At 68.1% G+C, this 14,846-nt stretch carries 16 protein-coding genes; 13 read left to right on the forward strand and 3 right to left on the reverse strand.

Annotated elements, in window-relative coordinates; translation table 11 throughout:
- Positions 1–55 precede the first annotated feature (55 nt).
- The 7 genes from hemL to OG976_RS17065 all read left to right on the forward strand — a co-directional run bounded on the left by hemL (position 56) and on the right by OG976_RS17065 (position 7,324).
- Positions 56–1,372 carry a glutamate-1-semialdehyde 2,1-aminomutase gene (hemL, locus tag OG976_RS17035; protein WP_328351028.1) on the forward strand — a complete coding sequence of 439 codons (1,317 nt, stop codon included), beginning with the start codon at positions 56–58 and terminating at the stop codon, positions 1,370–1,372.
- Positions 1,373–1,437: 65 nt separating this feature from the next.
- Complete coding sequence (locus OG976_RS17040; protein WP_328363670.1) at positions 1,438–2,019, forward strand: histidine phosphatase family protein; 582 nt, start codon at positions 1,438–1,440, stop codon at positions 2,017–2,019.
- Positions 2,016–2,624, forward strand: coding sequence for a TlpA disulfide reductase family protein (locus OG976_RS17045; RefSeq protein WP_328351031.1), 609 nt, complete (start codon positions 2,016–2,018; stop codon positions 2,622–2,624). Before OG976_RS17040 ends, OG976_RS17045 begins: the two co-directional genes overlap by 4 nt.
- Positions 2,621–3,424 (forward strand): cytochrome c biogenesis CcdA family protein, encoded by an 804-nt coding sequence (locus OG976_RS17050; protein WP_328351034.1) that lies wholly within the window; start codon positions 2,621–2,623, stop codon positions 3,422–3,424. Before OG976_RS17045 ends, OG976_RS17050 begins: the two co-directional genes overlap by 4 nt.
- Before the next feature lie 89 nt (positions 3,425–3,513).
- On the forward strand, positions 3,514–5,061 hold the full coding sequence (resB, locus tag OG976_RS17055) for a cytochrome c biogenesis protein ResB (protein WP_328363673.1): 1,548 nt from the start codon (positions 3,514–3,516) through the stop codon (positions 5,059–5,061).
- Between the two features lie 4 nt (positions 5,062–5,065).
- Positions 5,066–6,073: a c-type cytochrome biogenesis protein CcsB gene (gene ccsB / locus OG976_RS17060; RefSeq protein WP_328351037.1), complete on the forward strand. Its 1,008-nt coding sequence runs from the start codon at positions 5,066–5,068 to the stop codon at positions 6,071–6,073.
- A 75-nt stretch (positions 6,074–6,148) separates the two neighbouring features.
- Positions 6,149–7,324 carry a MinD/ParA family ATP-binding protein gene (locus tag OG976_RS17065; RefSeq protein ID WP_328351040.1) on the forward strand — a complete coding sequence of 392 codons (1,176 nt, stop codon included), beginning with the start codon at positions 6,149–6,151 and terminating at the stop codon, positions 7,322–7,324.
- On the opposite strand, the gene OG976_RS17070 is transcribed toward OG976_RS17065, so the two are convergent.
- The gene (locus OG976_RS17070; RefSeq protein WP_442930539.1) at positions 7,321–7,473 is read right to left on the reverse strand and encodes a hypothetical protein; all 153 of its coding nucleotides are present in this window, start codon (positions 7,471–7,473) and stop codon (positions 7,321–7,323) included. The two genes, OG976_RS17065 and OG976_RS17070, sit on opposite strands and share 4 nt — an antisense overlap.
- A gap of 56 nt (positions 7,474–7,529) precedes the next feature.
- Between OG976_RS17070 and OG976_RS17075 the strand changes: the two genes are divergently transcribed.
- Positions 7,530–7,841 (forward strand): DUF4229 domain-containing protein, encoded by a 312-nt coding sequence (locus OG976_RS17075; RefSeq protein ID WP_328351046.1) that lies wholly within the window; start codon positions 7,530–7,532, stop codon positions 7,839–7,841.
- Here OG976_RS17075 and OG976_RS17080 read toward each other — a convergent pair.
- Positions 7,838–8,707 carry a 1,4-dihydroxy-2-naphthoate polyprenyltransferase gene (locus OG976_RS17080; RefSeq protein WP_328351049.1) on the reverse strand — a complete coding sequence of 290 codons (870 nt, stop codon included), beginning with the start codon at positions 8,705–8,707 and terminating at the stop codon, positions 7,838–7,840. The two genes, OG976_RS17075 and OG976_RS17080, sit on opposite strands and share 4 nt — an antisense overlap.
- Before the next feature lie 585 nt (positions 8,708–9,292).
- Here OG976_RS17080 and OG976_RS17085 point away from each other — a divergent pair.
- From OG976_RS17085 to OG976_RS17105, 5 genes are all read left to right on the forward strand, one after another.
- Entirely contained in the window at positions 9,293–10,558 is a 1,266-nt protein-coding gene (locus OG976_RS17085; RefSeq protein ID WP_328351052.1) for a hypothetical protein, read from the forward strand.
- Between the two features lie 62 nt (positions 10,559–10,620).
- On the forward strand, positions 10,621–11,124 hold the full coding sequence (locus OG976_RS17090) for a MarR family winged helix-turn-helix transcriptional regulator (RefSeq protein WP_328351055.1): 504 nt from the start codon (positions 10,621–10,623) through the stop codon (positions 11,122–11,124).
- A 41-nt stretch (positions 11,125–11,165) separates the two neighbouring features.
- Positions 11,166–11,942, forward strand: coding sequence for an S-methyl-5'-thioadenosine phosphorylase (locus OG976_RS17095; RefSeq protein ID WP_328351058.1), 777 nt, complete (start codon positions 11,166–11,168; stop codon positions 11,940–11,942).
- Positions 11,939–12,970 (forward strand): NAD-dependent epimerase/dehydratase family protein, encoded by a 1,032-nt coding sequence (locus tag OG976_RS17100; protein WP_328351061.1) that lies wholly within the window; start codon positions 11,939–11,941, stop codon positions 12,968–12,970. The genes OG976_RS17095 and OG976_RS17100 overlap by 4 nt, the downstream gene beginning before the upstream one ends.
- A 54-nt stretch (positions 12,971–13,024) precedes the next feature.
- A complete protein-coding gene (locus tag OG976_RS17105; RefSeq protein ID WP_328351064.1) occupies positions 13,025–14,152 on the forward strand; it encodes an NAD(P)H-dependent flavin oxidoreductase in 1,128 nt (375 codons plus the stop codon).
- A gap of 26 nt (positions 14,153–14,178) precedes the next feature.
- Here OG976_RS17105 and OG976_RS17110 read toward each other — a convergent pair whose 3' ends face one another.
- Positions 14,179–14,799: a TIGR03085 family metal-binding protein gene (locus OG976_RS17110; RefSeq protein ID WP_328351067.1), complete on the reverse strand. Its 621-nt coding sequence runs from the start codon at positions 14,797–14,799 to the stop codon at positions 14,179–14,181.
- Positions 14,800–14,846 lie beyond the last annotated feature (47 nt).

Here is a 14,846-nt window from a genome sequence, read left to right on the forward strand (position 1 = left end):
CCGGCTCCTACACCCTGTAGTTGACCACCCCGCCGCGACTGGGACACTGGTGGCCATGAGCAGTACTGACCAGGCCGCACACACCGCCGCCTCGGCGAGGATGTTCGCCGAAGCCTGTGCGGTCATTCCCGGCGGGGTCAACTCCCCGGTACGGGCGTTCAACTCCGTCGGCGGCACCCCGCGGTACATCACCTCCGCCAAGGGCTACTGGCTGACCGACGCCGACGACAACCGCTACGTCGACCTGGTCTGCTCGTGGGGTCCGATGATCCTGGGCCACGCCCACCCTGCCGTCGTCGAGGCGGTGCAACGCGCAGCGGCCAACGGGCTGTCGTTCGGCGCTCCCACGCCCGGCGAGACGGACCTGGCCACCGAGATCATCGACCGGGTGGCGCCGGTCGAGCGGGTACGGCTGGTGAACTCCGGCACCGAGGCCACCATGAGCGCGGTGCGCCTGGCCCGCGGGTTCACCGGACGCTCGAAGGTCATCAAGTTCTCCGGTTGCTACCACGGACACGTGGATGCGCTGCTGGCCGACGCCGGCTCCGGGGTGGCCACGCTGGGCCTGCCGTCCTCGCCGGGTGTCACCGGTGCCACCGCTGCGGACACCATCGTGTTGCCCTACAACGATATTGCCGCTGTCGAGGAGTCGTTCGCCAAGTTCGGCGACACCATCGCCGCGGTGATCACCGAGGCGTGCCCGGGCAACATGGGTGCGGTCGCGCCGCTGCCGGGCTACAACGCCGAACTGCGCCGCATCACCGCCGAGTACGGGACGCTGCTGATCATCGACGAGGTGATGACCGGATTCCGGATGAGCCGAAGCGGTTGGTACGGGCTTGATCCGGTGGACGCCGACCTGTTTACGTTCGGCAAAGTGATGAGCGGTGGCCTGCCCGCCGCGGCGTTCGGCGGCCGCCGCGACGTCATGGAACGGCTGGCCCCGCTGGGCCCGGTGTATCAGGCAGGCACGCTGTCGGGTAACCCGGTGGCGGTGGCCGCCGGGCTGGCCACGCTGCGCCACGCCGACGACGCGGTGTACACCAAGCTGAACGCCAACGCCGACCAGCTGGCCGGTCTTCTCTGCGACGCGCTTACCGAAGCCGGTGTCATCCATCAGGTTCCGCGGGCCGGCAACTTCCTGTCGGTGTTCTTCTCCGCTACGCCGGTGACGGACTTCGCCTCGGCGCGGGCCAGCGAGACCTGGCGCTTCCCGGCGTTCTTCCACGCCCTGCTGGCAGGCGGCGTGTACGCGCCGCCGAGTGCCTTCGAAACCTGGTTCGTCTCAGCTGCTTTGGACGACGCCGCATTCGACCGGATCGCGGCCGCGCTACCGGCGGCCGCGCGAGCTGCCGCGGAGGCCAAGCAGTGAGCATTGAACCCACTCAGACTCAATCTGATGCGCCGGCCCCGAGCGTCCGGACGGTCGTGCACGTGATGCGTCACGGCGAAGTGCACAACCCCGACGGCATTCTGTATGGCCGCCTGCCCGATTTCCACCTCTCCGAGCGCGGCCGGGCCCAGGCCGCGGCGGTGGCCAGCTGGCTGGCTAGCCGCGACATCGTCTACGTGGTGGCCTCTCCGCTGGAGCGTGCGCAAGAGACCGCCGCGCCGATCGCCGCCCATCACGGTCTGGCGGTCGACGTCGACGACGAGCTCATCGAGTCGCTCAACGTCTTCCAGGGCCAGAAGGTATCCCCGGGTGACGGTGCGTTGCGCGACCCGCGCAACTGGTGGCATCTGCGCAACCCGCGACAGCCGACCTGGGGCGAGCCCTACCACCAGATCGCCGTGCGGATGAAAGCCGCGGTCGACCGGGCCAGGGCCAAGGCCACCGGACACGAGGCGGTGTGCGTCAGCCACCAACTGCCCGTCGAGACGCTACGTCGGGCGATGAATGACCTTCCGCTGCATCACTTTCCAACCCGAAGGCTGTGCAACCTGGCATCGCTGACGTCGCTCTACTTCGACGGCGACGACTACGTCGGCTGGGGCTACTCGGAGCTCGGCGGGCAGTGAAGCGGCTGGCGGTCCTCCTGGTGGCGGTGGCGGTACTGGCCGGCTGCTCCACTGGTGACGACGCCGTCGCCCAGGGCGGGACGTTCGAGTTCGTCGCACCGGGTGGCAAGACCGACATCGTCTACGACCCGCCGGCCAGCCGCGGCAAGCCCGGCCCGCTGTCGGGCCCGGAACTGATGGACCCGTCGAAAACGATCTCCGTCAACGACTTCGGGGGCAAGGTCGTGGTGATCAACGTCTGGGGCCAGTGGTGTGGTCCCTGCCGCTCGGAGATCACCCAGCTGGAGAAGGTCTACAACCAGACGCGCGACCTCGGTGTGGCCTTCCTCGGTATCGACGTGCGTGACAACGACATCACCGCGCCGCAGGATTTCGTCACCGACCGCAAGGTGACGTTCCCGTCGATCTACGACCCGGCGATGCGGACCATGATCGCCTTCGGCGGCAAGTACCCCACCACCGTCATCCCGTCGACCATCGTGCTCGACCGCGAGCACCGGGTGGCCGCGGTGTTCCTGCGCGAACTGCTCGCCGAGGACCTGCTTCCGGTGGTGCAGCGGCTTGCCGCCGAACCCGGGCCGTCGGCGAAACCGGCTGCGCCGTGACCGGATTCGCCCAGACCGCCGCCGCGGGGCCGCTGCTGCTGGCCCTGGGTGTCTGCGTGCTCGCCGGACTGGTGTCGTTCGCCTCGCCGTGCGTGGTGCCGTTGGTGCCGGGCTACCTGTCCTATCTGGCGGCCGTCGTCGGCGTGGACGACCTCGACGCGGCCACCGGCCGGGTCGCGCTCAAGACCCAGCCCCTGGCCTTCCCACCCACCACCCGGTGGCGGGTAGCCGGCTCAGCACTGCTGTTCGTGGCGGGCTTCACCGCGGTGTTCGTCCTCGGCACCGTCGCGGTGCTGGGCATGACGACCGCGCTGATCACCAATCAGGTTCTGCTGCAACGGGTCGGTGGGGTGCTGACCATCGTGATGGGCTTGGTGTTCATCGGGTTCGTGCCCGCGCTGCAGCGCCAGGCCAGGTTCACCCCCCGCCGCTTCGCCGGCCTCGCCGGTGCGCCCCTGCTGGGTGCGGTGTTCGGCCTCGGCTGGACACCCTGTCTGGGCCCGACGCTGACCGGGGTGATCACCGTCGCCTCGGCCACCGACGGCGCCAACGTCGCCCGCGGCGTGCTGCTCGTCATCGCCTACTGTCTCGGTCTGGGTATCCCGTTCGTGCTGCTGGCCCTCGGATCAGGCTGGGCGGTCAACGGATTCGGCTGGCTGCGCCGCCACACCCGGGCGATCCAGATCTTCGGTGGTCTGCTGCTCATCGCCGTCGGCCTGGCGCTGGTCACCGGGTTGTGGAGCGACTTCGTGTCCTGGGTGCGCGACGCCTTCGTCTCCGACGTGAGGCTCCCGATATGACCACCTCCGCTTGGCAAGCAGACACCGAAATCCCCGATACGCCGACGCCCGCAGGACCTTTGCGTCGGCTCGCGCGGCTGCCCCGCAATCTGTGGCGCGCACTGACCTCGATGGGCACTGCCCTGGTGCTGCTGTTCCTGCTTGCACTGGCCGCCGTCCCCGGTGCGCTGCTGCCGCAGCGCAGCCTCAACGAGGCCAAGGTCGAGCAGTACATCGCCGACCACAACATCATCGGGCCGTGGCTGGACCGGCTGCAGTTCTTCGGAGTGTTCTCCAGCTTCTGGTTCACCGCGATCTACGCGCTGCTGTTCATCTCGCTGGTGGGCTGCCTCACCCCGCGGATGCTCGAGCACGTCCGCACCCTGCGCTCGACCCCGGTTCCCGCGCCGCGCAACCTGTCCCGGCTGCCCAAGTACGCGAGCGCCGAGCTCACCGGAACCCCGGACGCGGTCGCGGCGGCGATCACCGGACGGCTGCGGGGCTGGCGCCGCGTCACCCGCAAGACCGACGAGGGCCTGGAGGTGTCGGCCGAGAAGGGCTACCTGCGCGAGTTCGGCAACATCGTCTTCCACTTTTCGCTGCTGGGCCTGCTGGTGGCCATCGCGGTCGGCAAGCTGTTCGGCTACGAGGGCAACGTCATCGTCATCGCCAACGGCGGCCCGGGGTTCTGCTCGGCCTCCCCGGCCGCATTCGATTCGTTCCGCGCCGGCAACAACGTCGACGGCACCTCGCTGTACCCGATGTGTGTCAAAGTCAACGACTTCCAGGCCCGATACCTCCCCGGCGGGCAGGCCACGTCCTTCGCCTCAGACATCGAATACCAGGCCGGGGCCGACCTGGCCACCGGCACCTGGCGGCCCTACCGCCTCGAGGTCAACCACCCGCTGCGCATCGGCGGTGACCGGGTGTATCTGCAGGGCCACGGATATGCGCCGACGTTCACCGTCACGTTCCCCAACGGGCAGAAGCGCACCCAGACCCTGCAGTGGCGGCCCGACGACCCCCGCACTCTGCTGTCGTCGGGCGTGATCCGCGTCGACCCGCCCGGTGGTATGTACCCCGACGCCGACGAACGCCGCAAGCATCAGCTCGCCATCATGGGCCTGTTCGCGCCGACCGCCGAATTCGACGGCACCCTGCTGTCGTCGAGCTACCCGGCACTCAACGATCCCGCCGTCGCCATCGACATCTACCGCGGCGACACCGGGCTGGACACCGGTCGCCCGCAGTCGTTGTTCACCCTGGATCACCGGCTGCTCGAACAGAAGCGGCTGACCAAGGTCAAGCGGGTCAACCTGCGCCAGGGCGAGGAAGTGCGCCTCGACGACGGCACCGTGGTGAAGTTCGACAACGCCACCCCGTTCGTCAACCTGCAGGTCTCCCACGACCCGGGCCAGGTGTGGGTGCTGGTGTTCGCGATGTCGATGATGGCGGGGCTGCTGGTGTCGCTGATCGTGCGCCGCCGCCGGGTGTGGGCCAGGATTGAACCGTCCGCCCAACCCCCCGGTACGGTGAACATCGAGCTGGGCGGTCTGGCCCGTACCGATAACTCCGGGTGGGGCAGCGAGTTCGAGAAGCTCACCGAGCGGTTGTTGACCGACGTGCCGGACGCGGCGCCGTCGCAAGAGAAGGTCTGAGAGCGTGAATACCGAACACATCGACATCGGCCTGGCCCGGTACTCCGACTGGGCGTTCACATCGTCGATCGTCGTCCTGGTCGGTGCACTGCTGCTGCTGGCCGTGGAGCTGGCCTACAGCCGGGGCCGCAAGGTCGAAGCCCGCGAGCTGGTGTCAGCCGGCGGAGCCGCTGGGCCGGCGACATCAGGCACAGCCGTCACCGCCGACAGCGATCGGCCCGGTGTCGTGGTGGACGCCCCCAAACTGTCGACTGACGAGCGCATCGGCAAGGCCGGTCTGTCCCTGGTGTACGTCGGCATCGCGCTGTTGTTCGCCTGCATCGTGCTGCGCGGGCTGGCCACCACCCGCGTGCCGTGGGGCAACATGTACGAGTTCATCAACCTGACCAGCTTCTGCGGTCTGGTGGCGGCCGCGGTGGTGCTGCGCAGGCCGCAGTACCGCGCCCTGTGGGTGTTCGTCCTGGTTCCGGTGCTCATCCTGCTGGCGGTGTCGGGCAAGTGGCTCTACACCAACGCCGCGCCCGTCATGCCCGCGCTGCAGTCCTACTGGCTGCCCATCCACGTCTCGGTGGTCAGCCTCGGCTCCGGGGTGTTCCTGGTCGCCGGTGTGGCCAGCATCCTGTTCCTGCTGAAGATGTCGCGGTTCGGCGACCCGACCAGTGACGGCACGCTGGCCCGGATCGTGGCGAAACTGCCCGACGCGCAGACGCTGGACCGCATCGCCTACCGCACCACGATCTTCGCGTTCCCGATCTTCGGGTTCGGTGTGATCTTCGGCGCGATCTGGGCCGAGGAGGCCTGGGGCCGCTACTGGGGCTGGGATCCCAAGGAGACGGTGTCGTTCATCGCATGGGTGGTGTACGCCGCCTACCTGCACGCCCGCTCGACGGCCGGTTGGCGCGACAAGAAGGCCGCCTGGATCAACGTGGTCGGCTTCGTGGCGATGGTCTTCAATCTGTTCTTCATCAACCTGGTGACCGTGGGCCTGCACTCGTACGCCGGAGTCAGCTGATCGGACCCTGCGCTAGGGTTTGAGGCACCGCACGAGAATCACTCGACCCGAAACGAACGTCAGGGGGAAGTGCACGTGTCCGATCGACATGGTCTGCGCCCGGACCACGAATTGACTGATGCGACAACGGTGTTCCGCGCGCAGCGGTTCTCCGATCCCGCCACGTCGGCAGCGCAACCGGAACCCGATTGGATGGCTTCGACGCCGCCCATCGGCATCCCGCTCGATCCCATCCCGGCGGTGTCGGCGTACTACAACACCTACGTCAACGAGGTGCCGGCGCCGTCCTATCGGCCCACCGTCCCGCCGACGCCGTACCCGGATCTGTCGACGAGCGCGCTGCTGCGCCAGGTGAAGCCGCCGCCCTCCTCGGGCTGGCGCCGGGCGCTGTATCTGGCCTCGGGAAAGTTGATCAACGTCGGCGAGAGCCCCCGCGACTCCCGCAACAAGAACCTCGTCGCCCAGGTGAACCGTCCCCTGCACGGCTGCTACAAGATCGCCCTGCTGTCGTTGAAGGGCGGCGTGGGCAAGACGACGATCACCGCCACTCTCGGCGGCACGTTCGCCTCCATCCGCGGTGACCGGGTCATCGCTGTGGATGCCAACCCGGACCGCGGCACGCTGAGCCAGAAGGTGCCCTTGGAGACCCCGGCCACCGTGCGGCACCTGTTGCGTGACGCCGAGGGCATCGAGCGCTACAGCGACGTGCGTGGCTACACCTCGCAGGGTCCCAGCAGACTCGAGGTGCTGGCCTCCGAGAGCGACCCGGCGGTGTCGCAGGCGTTCAGCGCCGAGGATTACGACCGGGCACTGGAGGTGCTGGAGCGCTTCTACAGCCTGGTGCTCACCGACTGCGGCACCGGCCTGATGCACTCGGCGATGTCGTCGGTGCTGGCCAAGGCGGACACGTTGATCGTGGTCAGTTCGGGTTCGGTGGACGGTGCACGCAGCGCCTCGGCGACGTTGGACTGGCTCGACGCCCACGGCCACCAGGACCTGGTGCGCCGTTCGGTGTGCGTCATCAACGCCGTGCGCCCACGCTCGGGCAAGGTCGACATGCAGAAGGTGGTCGACCACTTCTCCCGGCGATGCCGCTCGGTGCAGGTGGTCCCGTTCGACCCGCATCTTGAAGAGGGCGCCGAGATCGAGTTGGAGCGGCTACGGCCGAAGACCAGGGAAGCATTGATCGGGCTGGCGGCGGTCGTCGCTGACGGGTTTCCCGCCGCCGACCCTCATGAGCGGTTCGCCTAGCGGGGTTTGTTGTCCCCGTGGTTGAGCCGCCACAGGAAATCCGGATCGTCGTCGGGTCCGATGACGCGCGTCTTGGGACGGTTCGCCTGCGCTCGAATCGCCCGCCAGCCAACGTAGACGATGGCGGCGATAATCAAGGCCAGCAACATGAACAGCACGACAACCTCCTTGGTCCGAATATACGCGCGTCGGTAGGCTCGGCGCCGTGTCAGACAATTCGGGCGGCTCAACTGGCCGCATGATCCGGGACGTCGTCGTGTACACGCTGGCGAGGCTCGTTCTGGTGGTCGTTCTGACCGCTGCGATCTATTACTTTGCCCAGCTGATCGGCATCCACGAGTTTCCTCTGGTGATCGCGGTGCTGTTCGCGATCGTCATCGCGCTGCCGCTGGGCATCTGGGTGCTGGCCCCGCTGCGCAAGCGGGCCACCGCCAGCATCGCGCAGGTCGACGAACGCCGCCGCACCGACCGCGACCAACTGCGGGCCCGGCTGCGCGGGGACAAACCGACGGACTAGCCCAGCCCCAGCGCCGCGGCGACCGCGATCGACCACACCAGCATCGTCAGGCCGGTGTCCCGCAGCACCGGGATGAGCTCGCGGCCACCAAGTCCGCGGCGCACCGGGCCGGCGGCGCGGATCGCCAGCGGTACGGCCACCAGGCCGACCGCACACCACGGGGTGGCCGCCATCAGCGCCAGGGTCAGTAGGCCGGCCACGCCCAGCAGGCCCTGATACAGCAGCCGGGTGCGGGCATCGCCGAGACGGACCGCCAGCGTCACCTTGCCGGCCAGTGTGTCGGTGGGGATGTCGCGCAGGTTGTTGGCGACCAGCACCGCCGAGGACAGCGCCCCGGTGGCCACCGCCAGCGCCGCACCGACCCAGTCGACGCGCAGCGCCTGGGTGTACTGGGTGCCCAGGACCGCGACGAGTCCGAAGAACACGAACACCGCGATCTCACCGAGCCCGGCATAGCCGTAGGGCCGGGAGCCGCCGGTGTAGAGCCACGCCCCGGCGATACAGACCGCGCCGACCGCGATCAGCCAGGGCGCGCTCAGGACCGCCAGCGCGAGCCCGGCGACCGCGCCCAGCGTCAGGCTGACGACGGCGGCGGTGAGCACCGCGCGCGGCGTGGCCAGCTTGGAACCCACCAGCCGTAGCGGTCCGGAGCGCACGTCATCGGTGCCGCGGATTCCGTCGGAGTAGTCGTTGGCGTAGTTGACACCCACGATCAAGGCCATCGACACGGCCAGCGCCAGCAGGGCCTTCCACCACACAGCCGCATGCAGCCAGGCCGCCGCCCCGGTGCCGGCGATGACCGGAGCGATCGCGTTGGGCAGCGTCCTGGGCCTGGCCCCCTCGATCCACTGCGCGACGCTTGCCATGCCCGCCATCGTCGCACGCACCGGTGGCAGGCAACCGCGGTGTGTCCACCCCCGGGTATTGGATGTTGTTTGCTGATCTAGCACGCAGTTGTCTGTCCGGGTAGCTGGTGGCGCCGCTGTCCGTTTCGCCGGAAGCGGTCAGCTTTGCGCATCTGTCGGTCGAAACAGCCCCAATCCAGTCGCTGTCGCTTTGCCGCAAGAATTTTCAAGATGATTGCTGCTATCCATAAAGCGAACCCGGCGGCCCGCTCGACAGAATCTTGCCGGTCTAGTGGGTCAGCAAAAGAGATTCCTACCTACAAGCAGCTTAACCGCTATCCTCGCCGCACCAGCTAATCAAATTCTATCCAAGAACGCGTTCCAGTCTCGGCGGCAATTGTTGCGGCCTTAAATACTCTGCGGGCAAGAACTGTTTGCTACTAGCGACCTAACGGGGCCGTACCAGGAAATCCTCCGGGGTGTGGGATTGCGAGTCGTGTGACCTAAACCGCGGATTGGTCGGTTTTTCCCGCAATGCCGACGGTACTCAGATTTCCCTCCGGTAGGTTTTGCCGCGTCCACAAGAATCCCCCGACGGGAGTAGTCATGCACATTGCTGTGCGGTCATCGTTCGCAACCGGGGTCGCGCTCGTGGGAGTCGGAGCGACCGCCTTGGCCCCCATCCATCCAGTCGGAACGCTGCCGAGGATCGAAGCCGCCGCTGCCGTCTCGGTGGCAGGCCTCGAACTCACCACATTCGCCGATTTCCTGACGGGGCTTCCTGATCCAGTCACACCCTGGGTCAACGTGGTCACCAGCGCGGTAACCAATGCGGGCGTACTCGGCACGGCATGGTTGGCTGACCCGCTGCCCGGGGCCAGGCAGGCCCTGACCAACCTGATCGGCTACGGCGATACCACCGCGACCGCCCTCGGTGGCGTGGCCACGGCGGCGTTCGACTACCTGACGACGGCGGCGCCGCAAGCTCTCCAGACGGCATTCCAACAGCTCAGCAACGGGCAACCAGCCGCCGCGGCCGCCACCGTGTCCGACGCCTTCATCGGGTTCGTTCTGGCGGTCGGATTCCCGCTGTTCCCCGTAGTCGCCATACCCGCGCAGATCACCGACAACCTGACTGCGGTGGTCCACGCGGTCACCGACATCGGCACTCTTGTCAATCTCCTCATCGGTACCGTCGGGCCGGTCGGCGGGGTGATCAGGGCGGTCGGCGACTCCGCTCAGGACTTCGTCGATGCGGTTGGAGCAGCCAATTACTCGGCTGCCGTCCAGGCCATCTTCGACGTTGCGCCCAGGGTGGTCGGCGCGGTCATCAACGGCTATACGACTCTTGACGGCTCCCTGTACCCGGGCCTGCTCACACCGCCGGATGAAAACGGCGCCAACGCGGGCCTCGCGTACACCCTGCTGGTGACGATTCCGCGGGCGATCGGTACTGCGCTCGGGGCCACGGCGCCCAGCGGTGCTGCGTTGTCGGCGGCATCCGGCGCCAGCACAGAAGCGGCGCCGGCAACGAGCGCCGCACCCGAGGACACCTCGGAGGCGACCAGTCAGGTCGGGGCGACCGAGACCGCCAACGCGGGTGGATCAGCAGTGCCGTCGGGCGATCAGTCCGAACCGGCGAAGACCACCCAGGGTGGCGAGGATTCCCCGCGGTCTGTCTCGGGCGGCTTCCGCCCGAGCGGCAAGGTGCCGGCAAAGTCGTCTGAAGCTGCGGCTTCCTCCGCCGGTGGTGTTGCTTCGGACACGGGCGACGCCGCCAAGGGTTCGGGCTCCAAGAAGGCTGCCTCCGCCAGGAGCGCCCGGCCCCACTCGGGCGCGGGCAACGACAATGCCGGGGGCGCTGACCAGTAGCCGACGGGATGGCTCGCGGCGATGCGGAGAGCGGGTCCCCAGCGCGGGTTGCAGAGGATCCGGTGCCGCAGCCTGTGCGGCAACAGCGCTACCTCAGACTCGGCTTCGACGAGGTCGAGACAACTGCGTGGCTGCACTTCGAGTTCGTCGCAAAGGTGCTGCATGACATCGTCAACCAAGGTCTGGTCCAGAGCCACCGGTTGAGTCTGGTCGACATCCAGATGTTGGCCTACCTGAAGAGCCATGGGCCCAGCCCGATGGGCGCGATCGCGGAGGCACTGATGGTCACACCGGGGACCCTCACCCAACAAACCCAACGGCTCGAGCAGCGCCGACTGGTGTATCGGCGCGCAGGCCGAGATGACGGGCGACGAGTGATGGCAGGGATCACTCCGCACGGTGCCAAATCGTTGAAAGCTGCGCTGGAAACGTATTCCCGGCTCGTGCGGGCGAACTTTCTCAACGAACTGAGCAGAGGTCAGGCGATCGCTTTGGGCGACAGCTGCCGCCGTATCAACATCCGGTTGAAGGAGCTCGATCCGTCACTCGGCGTGCCGCGTTCGTAGTGGCTTTGGGGGCAGTCGTCGCGATACACCACAATGGTCGGATGATCGGAGTCATAGGCGGCAGCGGCTTCTACAGCTTTTTCGGTGCCGACGCCCGCAGTGTCAACCTCGACACCCCGTACGGCGAGCCCAGCGCGCCGATCACAGTCGGGCGGGTGGGGGAGTACGACGTGGCGTTCCTGCCGCGGCACGGCCTGAGTCACGAGTACTCGCCGCACACCGTCCCGTACCGGGCCAACATGTGGGCGCTGCGCGCGCTCGGGGTGCGTCGGGTGTTCGGTCCGTGTGCGGTGGGCAGCCTCACTCACGAACTGGGTCCGGGCTCGATCGTGGTGCCTGACCAGCTGGTGGACCGTACCCGCGGCCGCGCCGATACCTACTTCGACTCGGGCGGCATTCATGTCGGCTTCGCTGACCCCTACTGCCCGACGCTGCGGGCCGCGGCCACCGGTCTGCCCGGGGTGATCGACGGCGGAACCATGGTGGTGGTGCAGGGTCCGCGGTTTTCCACCCGCGCGGAAAGCCAGTGGTTCGCGCGCCAGGGTTTCACCCTGATCAACATGACCGGATACCCCGAGGCGGTGCTCGCCCGGGAGCTTGAGATGTGTTACGCAGCAATTGCTTTGGTGACGGATCTGGACGCGGGGATCGACGTCGGAGCCGGGGTGCGGGCGGTCGACGTGTTCGCGGAGTTCGAGAAGAACCTGGTGCCGTTCAAGAAGCTCGTGCACGAGGCGATCGACCAGGTGGACTCCGAGCGGGTCTGCACGCACTGCCTGGCCCACGAGGGCGTCGAGCTACCGTTCGACCTGCCGTGAGGGTTCTGCTCACCGGCGCGGCCGGTTTCATCGGCAGCCGGGTCTGGGCGGCACTGGTGGCCGACGGGCACGAGGTGGTGGCGGCGGACGCGCTGCTGGGTGCCGCGCACGGTGCCGGTGCCGAACTCCCCGAGGATTGTCACCGGCTCGACGTCCGCGACGCAGATGCGTTGCAACCCTTGCTTGTTGGAGTCGACGTCGTCTGTCACCAGGCTGCGGTCGTCGGCGCGGGGGTCAACACGGCCGACGCTCCCTCCTACGCCACCCACAACGACTTCGGCACCGCGGTGCTGTTGGCTCAGATGTACCAGGCGGGCATCACCCGGCTGGTGCTGGCGTCGTCGATGGTGGTCTACGGGCAGGGCCGCTACGCCTGTCCGGTGCACGGGGTGGTCGATCCGCTGCCGCGCACCCGGGCCGATCTGGACACCGGGGTGTTCGAGCACCGCTGCCCGCTCGGCGGTGAGGAGCTGGCCTGGCAGCTGGTCGACGAGGACGCGCCGCTGACGCCGCGCAGTCTGTACGCCGCCAGCAAGACCGCCCAGGAGCACTACGCGCTGGCATGGGCCGAATCGACCGGCGGCTCGGTGGTGGCGCTGCGCTATCACAACGTGTACGGCCCCGGGATGCCACGCGACACCCCCTACTCCGGGGTGGCGGCGATCTTCCGGTCGTCCCTGGAAAAGGGCGACCCGCCAAGGGTTTTCGAGGACGGCGGCCAGATGCGCGACTTCATCCACGTCGACGACGTCGCCGCCGCCAATGTCGCCGCCGTGCGATCGGAGGCGGGCGGCTTCCTGGCGGCCAACGTCTGCTCGGGGCGGCCGATCTCGATCCTGGATGTCGCCACCCGGCTGTGTGAGGCCCGCGGGGGGCCGGCGCCCGTCGTGACGGGTGCGTACCGCAGCGGCGACGTCCGCCACATCGTGGCGGACCCGGCCCGGGCTCGCGAGCGCCTCGGCTTTCAGGCCGTGATCGACCCGTCCGCCGGTTTGCAAGAGTTTGCGTTTGCCCCACTGCGTGCCTGAGCTGTCCCAACCCGGTGGTTGGTCGGGAGCCGCCGCGGGCGCATACTGGGGCGCGTGAAGACAGAGATCTGTGACCAGTTCGGCATCGACTTCCCGCTGTTCGCCTTCAGCCACTGCCGCGACGTCGTCGCGGCAGTGACCAACGCAGGCGGCTTCGGTGTGCTCGGCGGCACCGCGTTTCGGCCCGATCAGCTCGAGGCGGAGCTGAGCTGGATCGACGAGCAGGTCAAGGGCAAGCCCTACGGCGTGGACATCATCGTGCCCGCCAAGTTCGAGGGCAAAGGCGAGAACCTCACCGTCGGCCAGCTCGCCGACCGCATCCCCGCCGACTTCCGCGGCTTCATCGACGAACTGCTGGCCGCACACGACATCGAGCTGGACGACAAGCCGCGCGTCGCTGCCTCGTCGCTGAGCGGTGACACCGGCGCGAGCCTGCTCGAGGTCTCGCTGAACCACCCGATCAAGCTGATGGCCAACGCACTTGGTGTGCCGCCGGACTACATGATCGAGGCAGGCAAGCAGACCGGCATTCCGGTCGCGGCCCTGGTCGGCGCCAAGGAGCACGCCATCAAGCAGGTCAACGCCGGCGTGGACCTGATCATCGCGCAGGGCACCGAGGCGGGCGGCCACTGCGGCGAGGTGACCACCCTGGTGCTGATCCCCGAAGTCATCGAGGCGATCGAGGCGATCGGTAAGCCGGTGCCGGTGCTGGCCGCCGGCGGCATCGTGACCGGCCGGCAGATGGCGGCCTCGGTCGCGCTCGGTGCCGCCGGTGCGTGGACGGGCTCGGTGTGGTTGACCACGGAGGAGGCCGAGACCGCCCCCTATACCGTGCAGAAGATGCTCGCCGCGTCCTCGCGCGACACCGTCCGCTCGGCCGGGCGCACCGGAAAGCCGTCGCGCCAACTACGTTCGGACTGGACCGACGCGTGGCTGCCGAACCAGGGTGGCCGCCAGCCGTTGCCACTCCCGCTGCAGTCGATGGTCTCCGAACCGGTACTGCGCCGGATCGACAAGCTCGCCGAGACCGGTCATCCGGGTGCTCAGCAGTTGGCGACGTACTTCGTCGGTCAGGGTGTCGGGCTGATGAACAAGGTCAGGCCCGCCCGCGAAGTGGTGCTGGAGTTCATCGAGGACTACGTCAACGCCGTCGAGCGGATGTGCCGGTCCCTGGAGGATTGAGTGCCGGCGTTACGGTCGGCGCGCGTCTACATGCTTTTGGGTGCATCCCGCACGGCCTGAACGGCCGCCGCGTCGCCATCGAAGTCGACTCGGGCCACGCGCCCCGAAGCGAACAACACGAGTTCTTCGATCGGCCCGGTGACCGTCACGGCGGGTCCGGTGCTGGCGGTGAGCACCGTCTGCCCGTCCGGTGTGCGTAGTTCCACGCGGGCCGGCATCTTGCCCAGCGTCAGCCGGGCCGTCATCCCCAGCGTGCGGCGCAGCTTGGCGCCCAGTTCCGGATCTGTCGGCCGCGGCGTCCAGTCCGGCTGTGCCCGGCGCACGTCTTCGGTGTGGATGAACATCTCGGCGACGTTGGCCACCGCGTCGAGCGCCTTCAGCGGCGAATACAACGGCGGCCCCGCGGCGATCTTGTCCAGCAGCGCGTTCCACTCGGTGCCGCGGGCCACCTCGTCTTGCACCTTGGCCGTATGTCCGGCGAACGCCGGGATGAGGATGCCCGGTGCCGCATCGAGGCGGTACTCGCGAATCACCAAGTGAGCAGCAAGGTCTCGGGCCGTCCATCCCTCGCAGAGAGTGGGTGCGTCAGGTCCTACGCTGCGCAGGCTCTCGACGAGTGCGGCACGTTCACGCTGGGCAACAGACAACGGACTCTCCCTTCACCGGCATGTCCAGCCTAGTCGGACGACAATCA

The organism is Mycobacterium sp. NBC_00419 (assembly GCF_036023875.1).
Classification (GTDB): Bacteria; Actinomycetota; Actinomycetes; order Mycobacteriales; family Mycobacteriaceae; genus Mycobacterium.

Excerpts from the sequence above, each read along its gene's own strand:
- OG976_RS17095 (WP_328351058.1), top strand. The coding sequence starts at position 11,166 with ATGATCGGAGTCATAGGCGGCAGCGGCTTCTACAGCTTTTTCGGTGCC.
- OG976_RS17070 (WP_442930539.1), bottom strand. The coding sequence starts at position 7,473 with ATGTTGCTGGCCTTGATTATCGCCGCCATCGTCTACGTTGGCTGGCGG.
- OG976_RS17085 (WP_328351052.1), top strand. The coding sequence starts at position 9,293 with ATGCACATTGCTGTGCGGTCATCGTTCGCAACCGGGGTCGCGCTCGTG.
- OG976_RS17040 (WP_328363670.1), top strand. The coding sequence starts at position 1,438 with ATGCGTCACGGCGAAGTGCACAACCCCGACGGCATTCTGTATGGCCGC.
- OG976_RS17080 (WP_328351049.1), bottom strand. The coding sequence starts at position 8,707 with ATGGCAAGCGTCGCGCAGTGGATCGAGGGGGCCAGGCCCAGGACGCTG.
- hemL (WP_328351028.1), top strand. The coding sequence starts at position 56 with ATGAGCAGTACTGACCAGGCCGCACACACCGCCGCCTCGGCGAGGATG.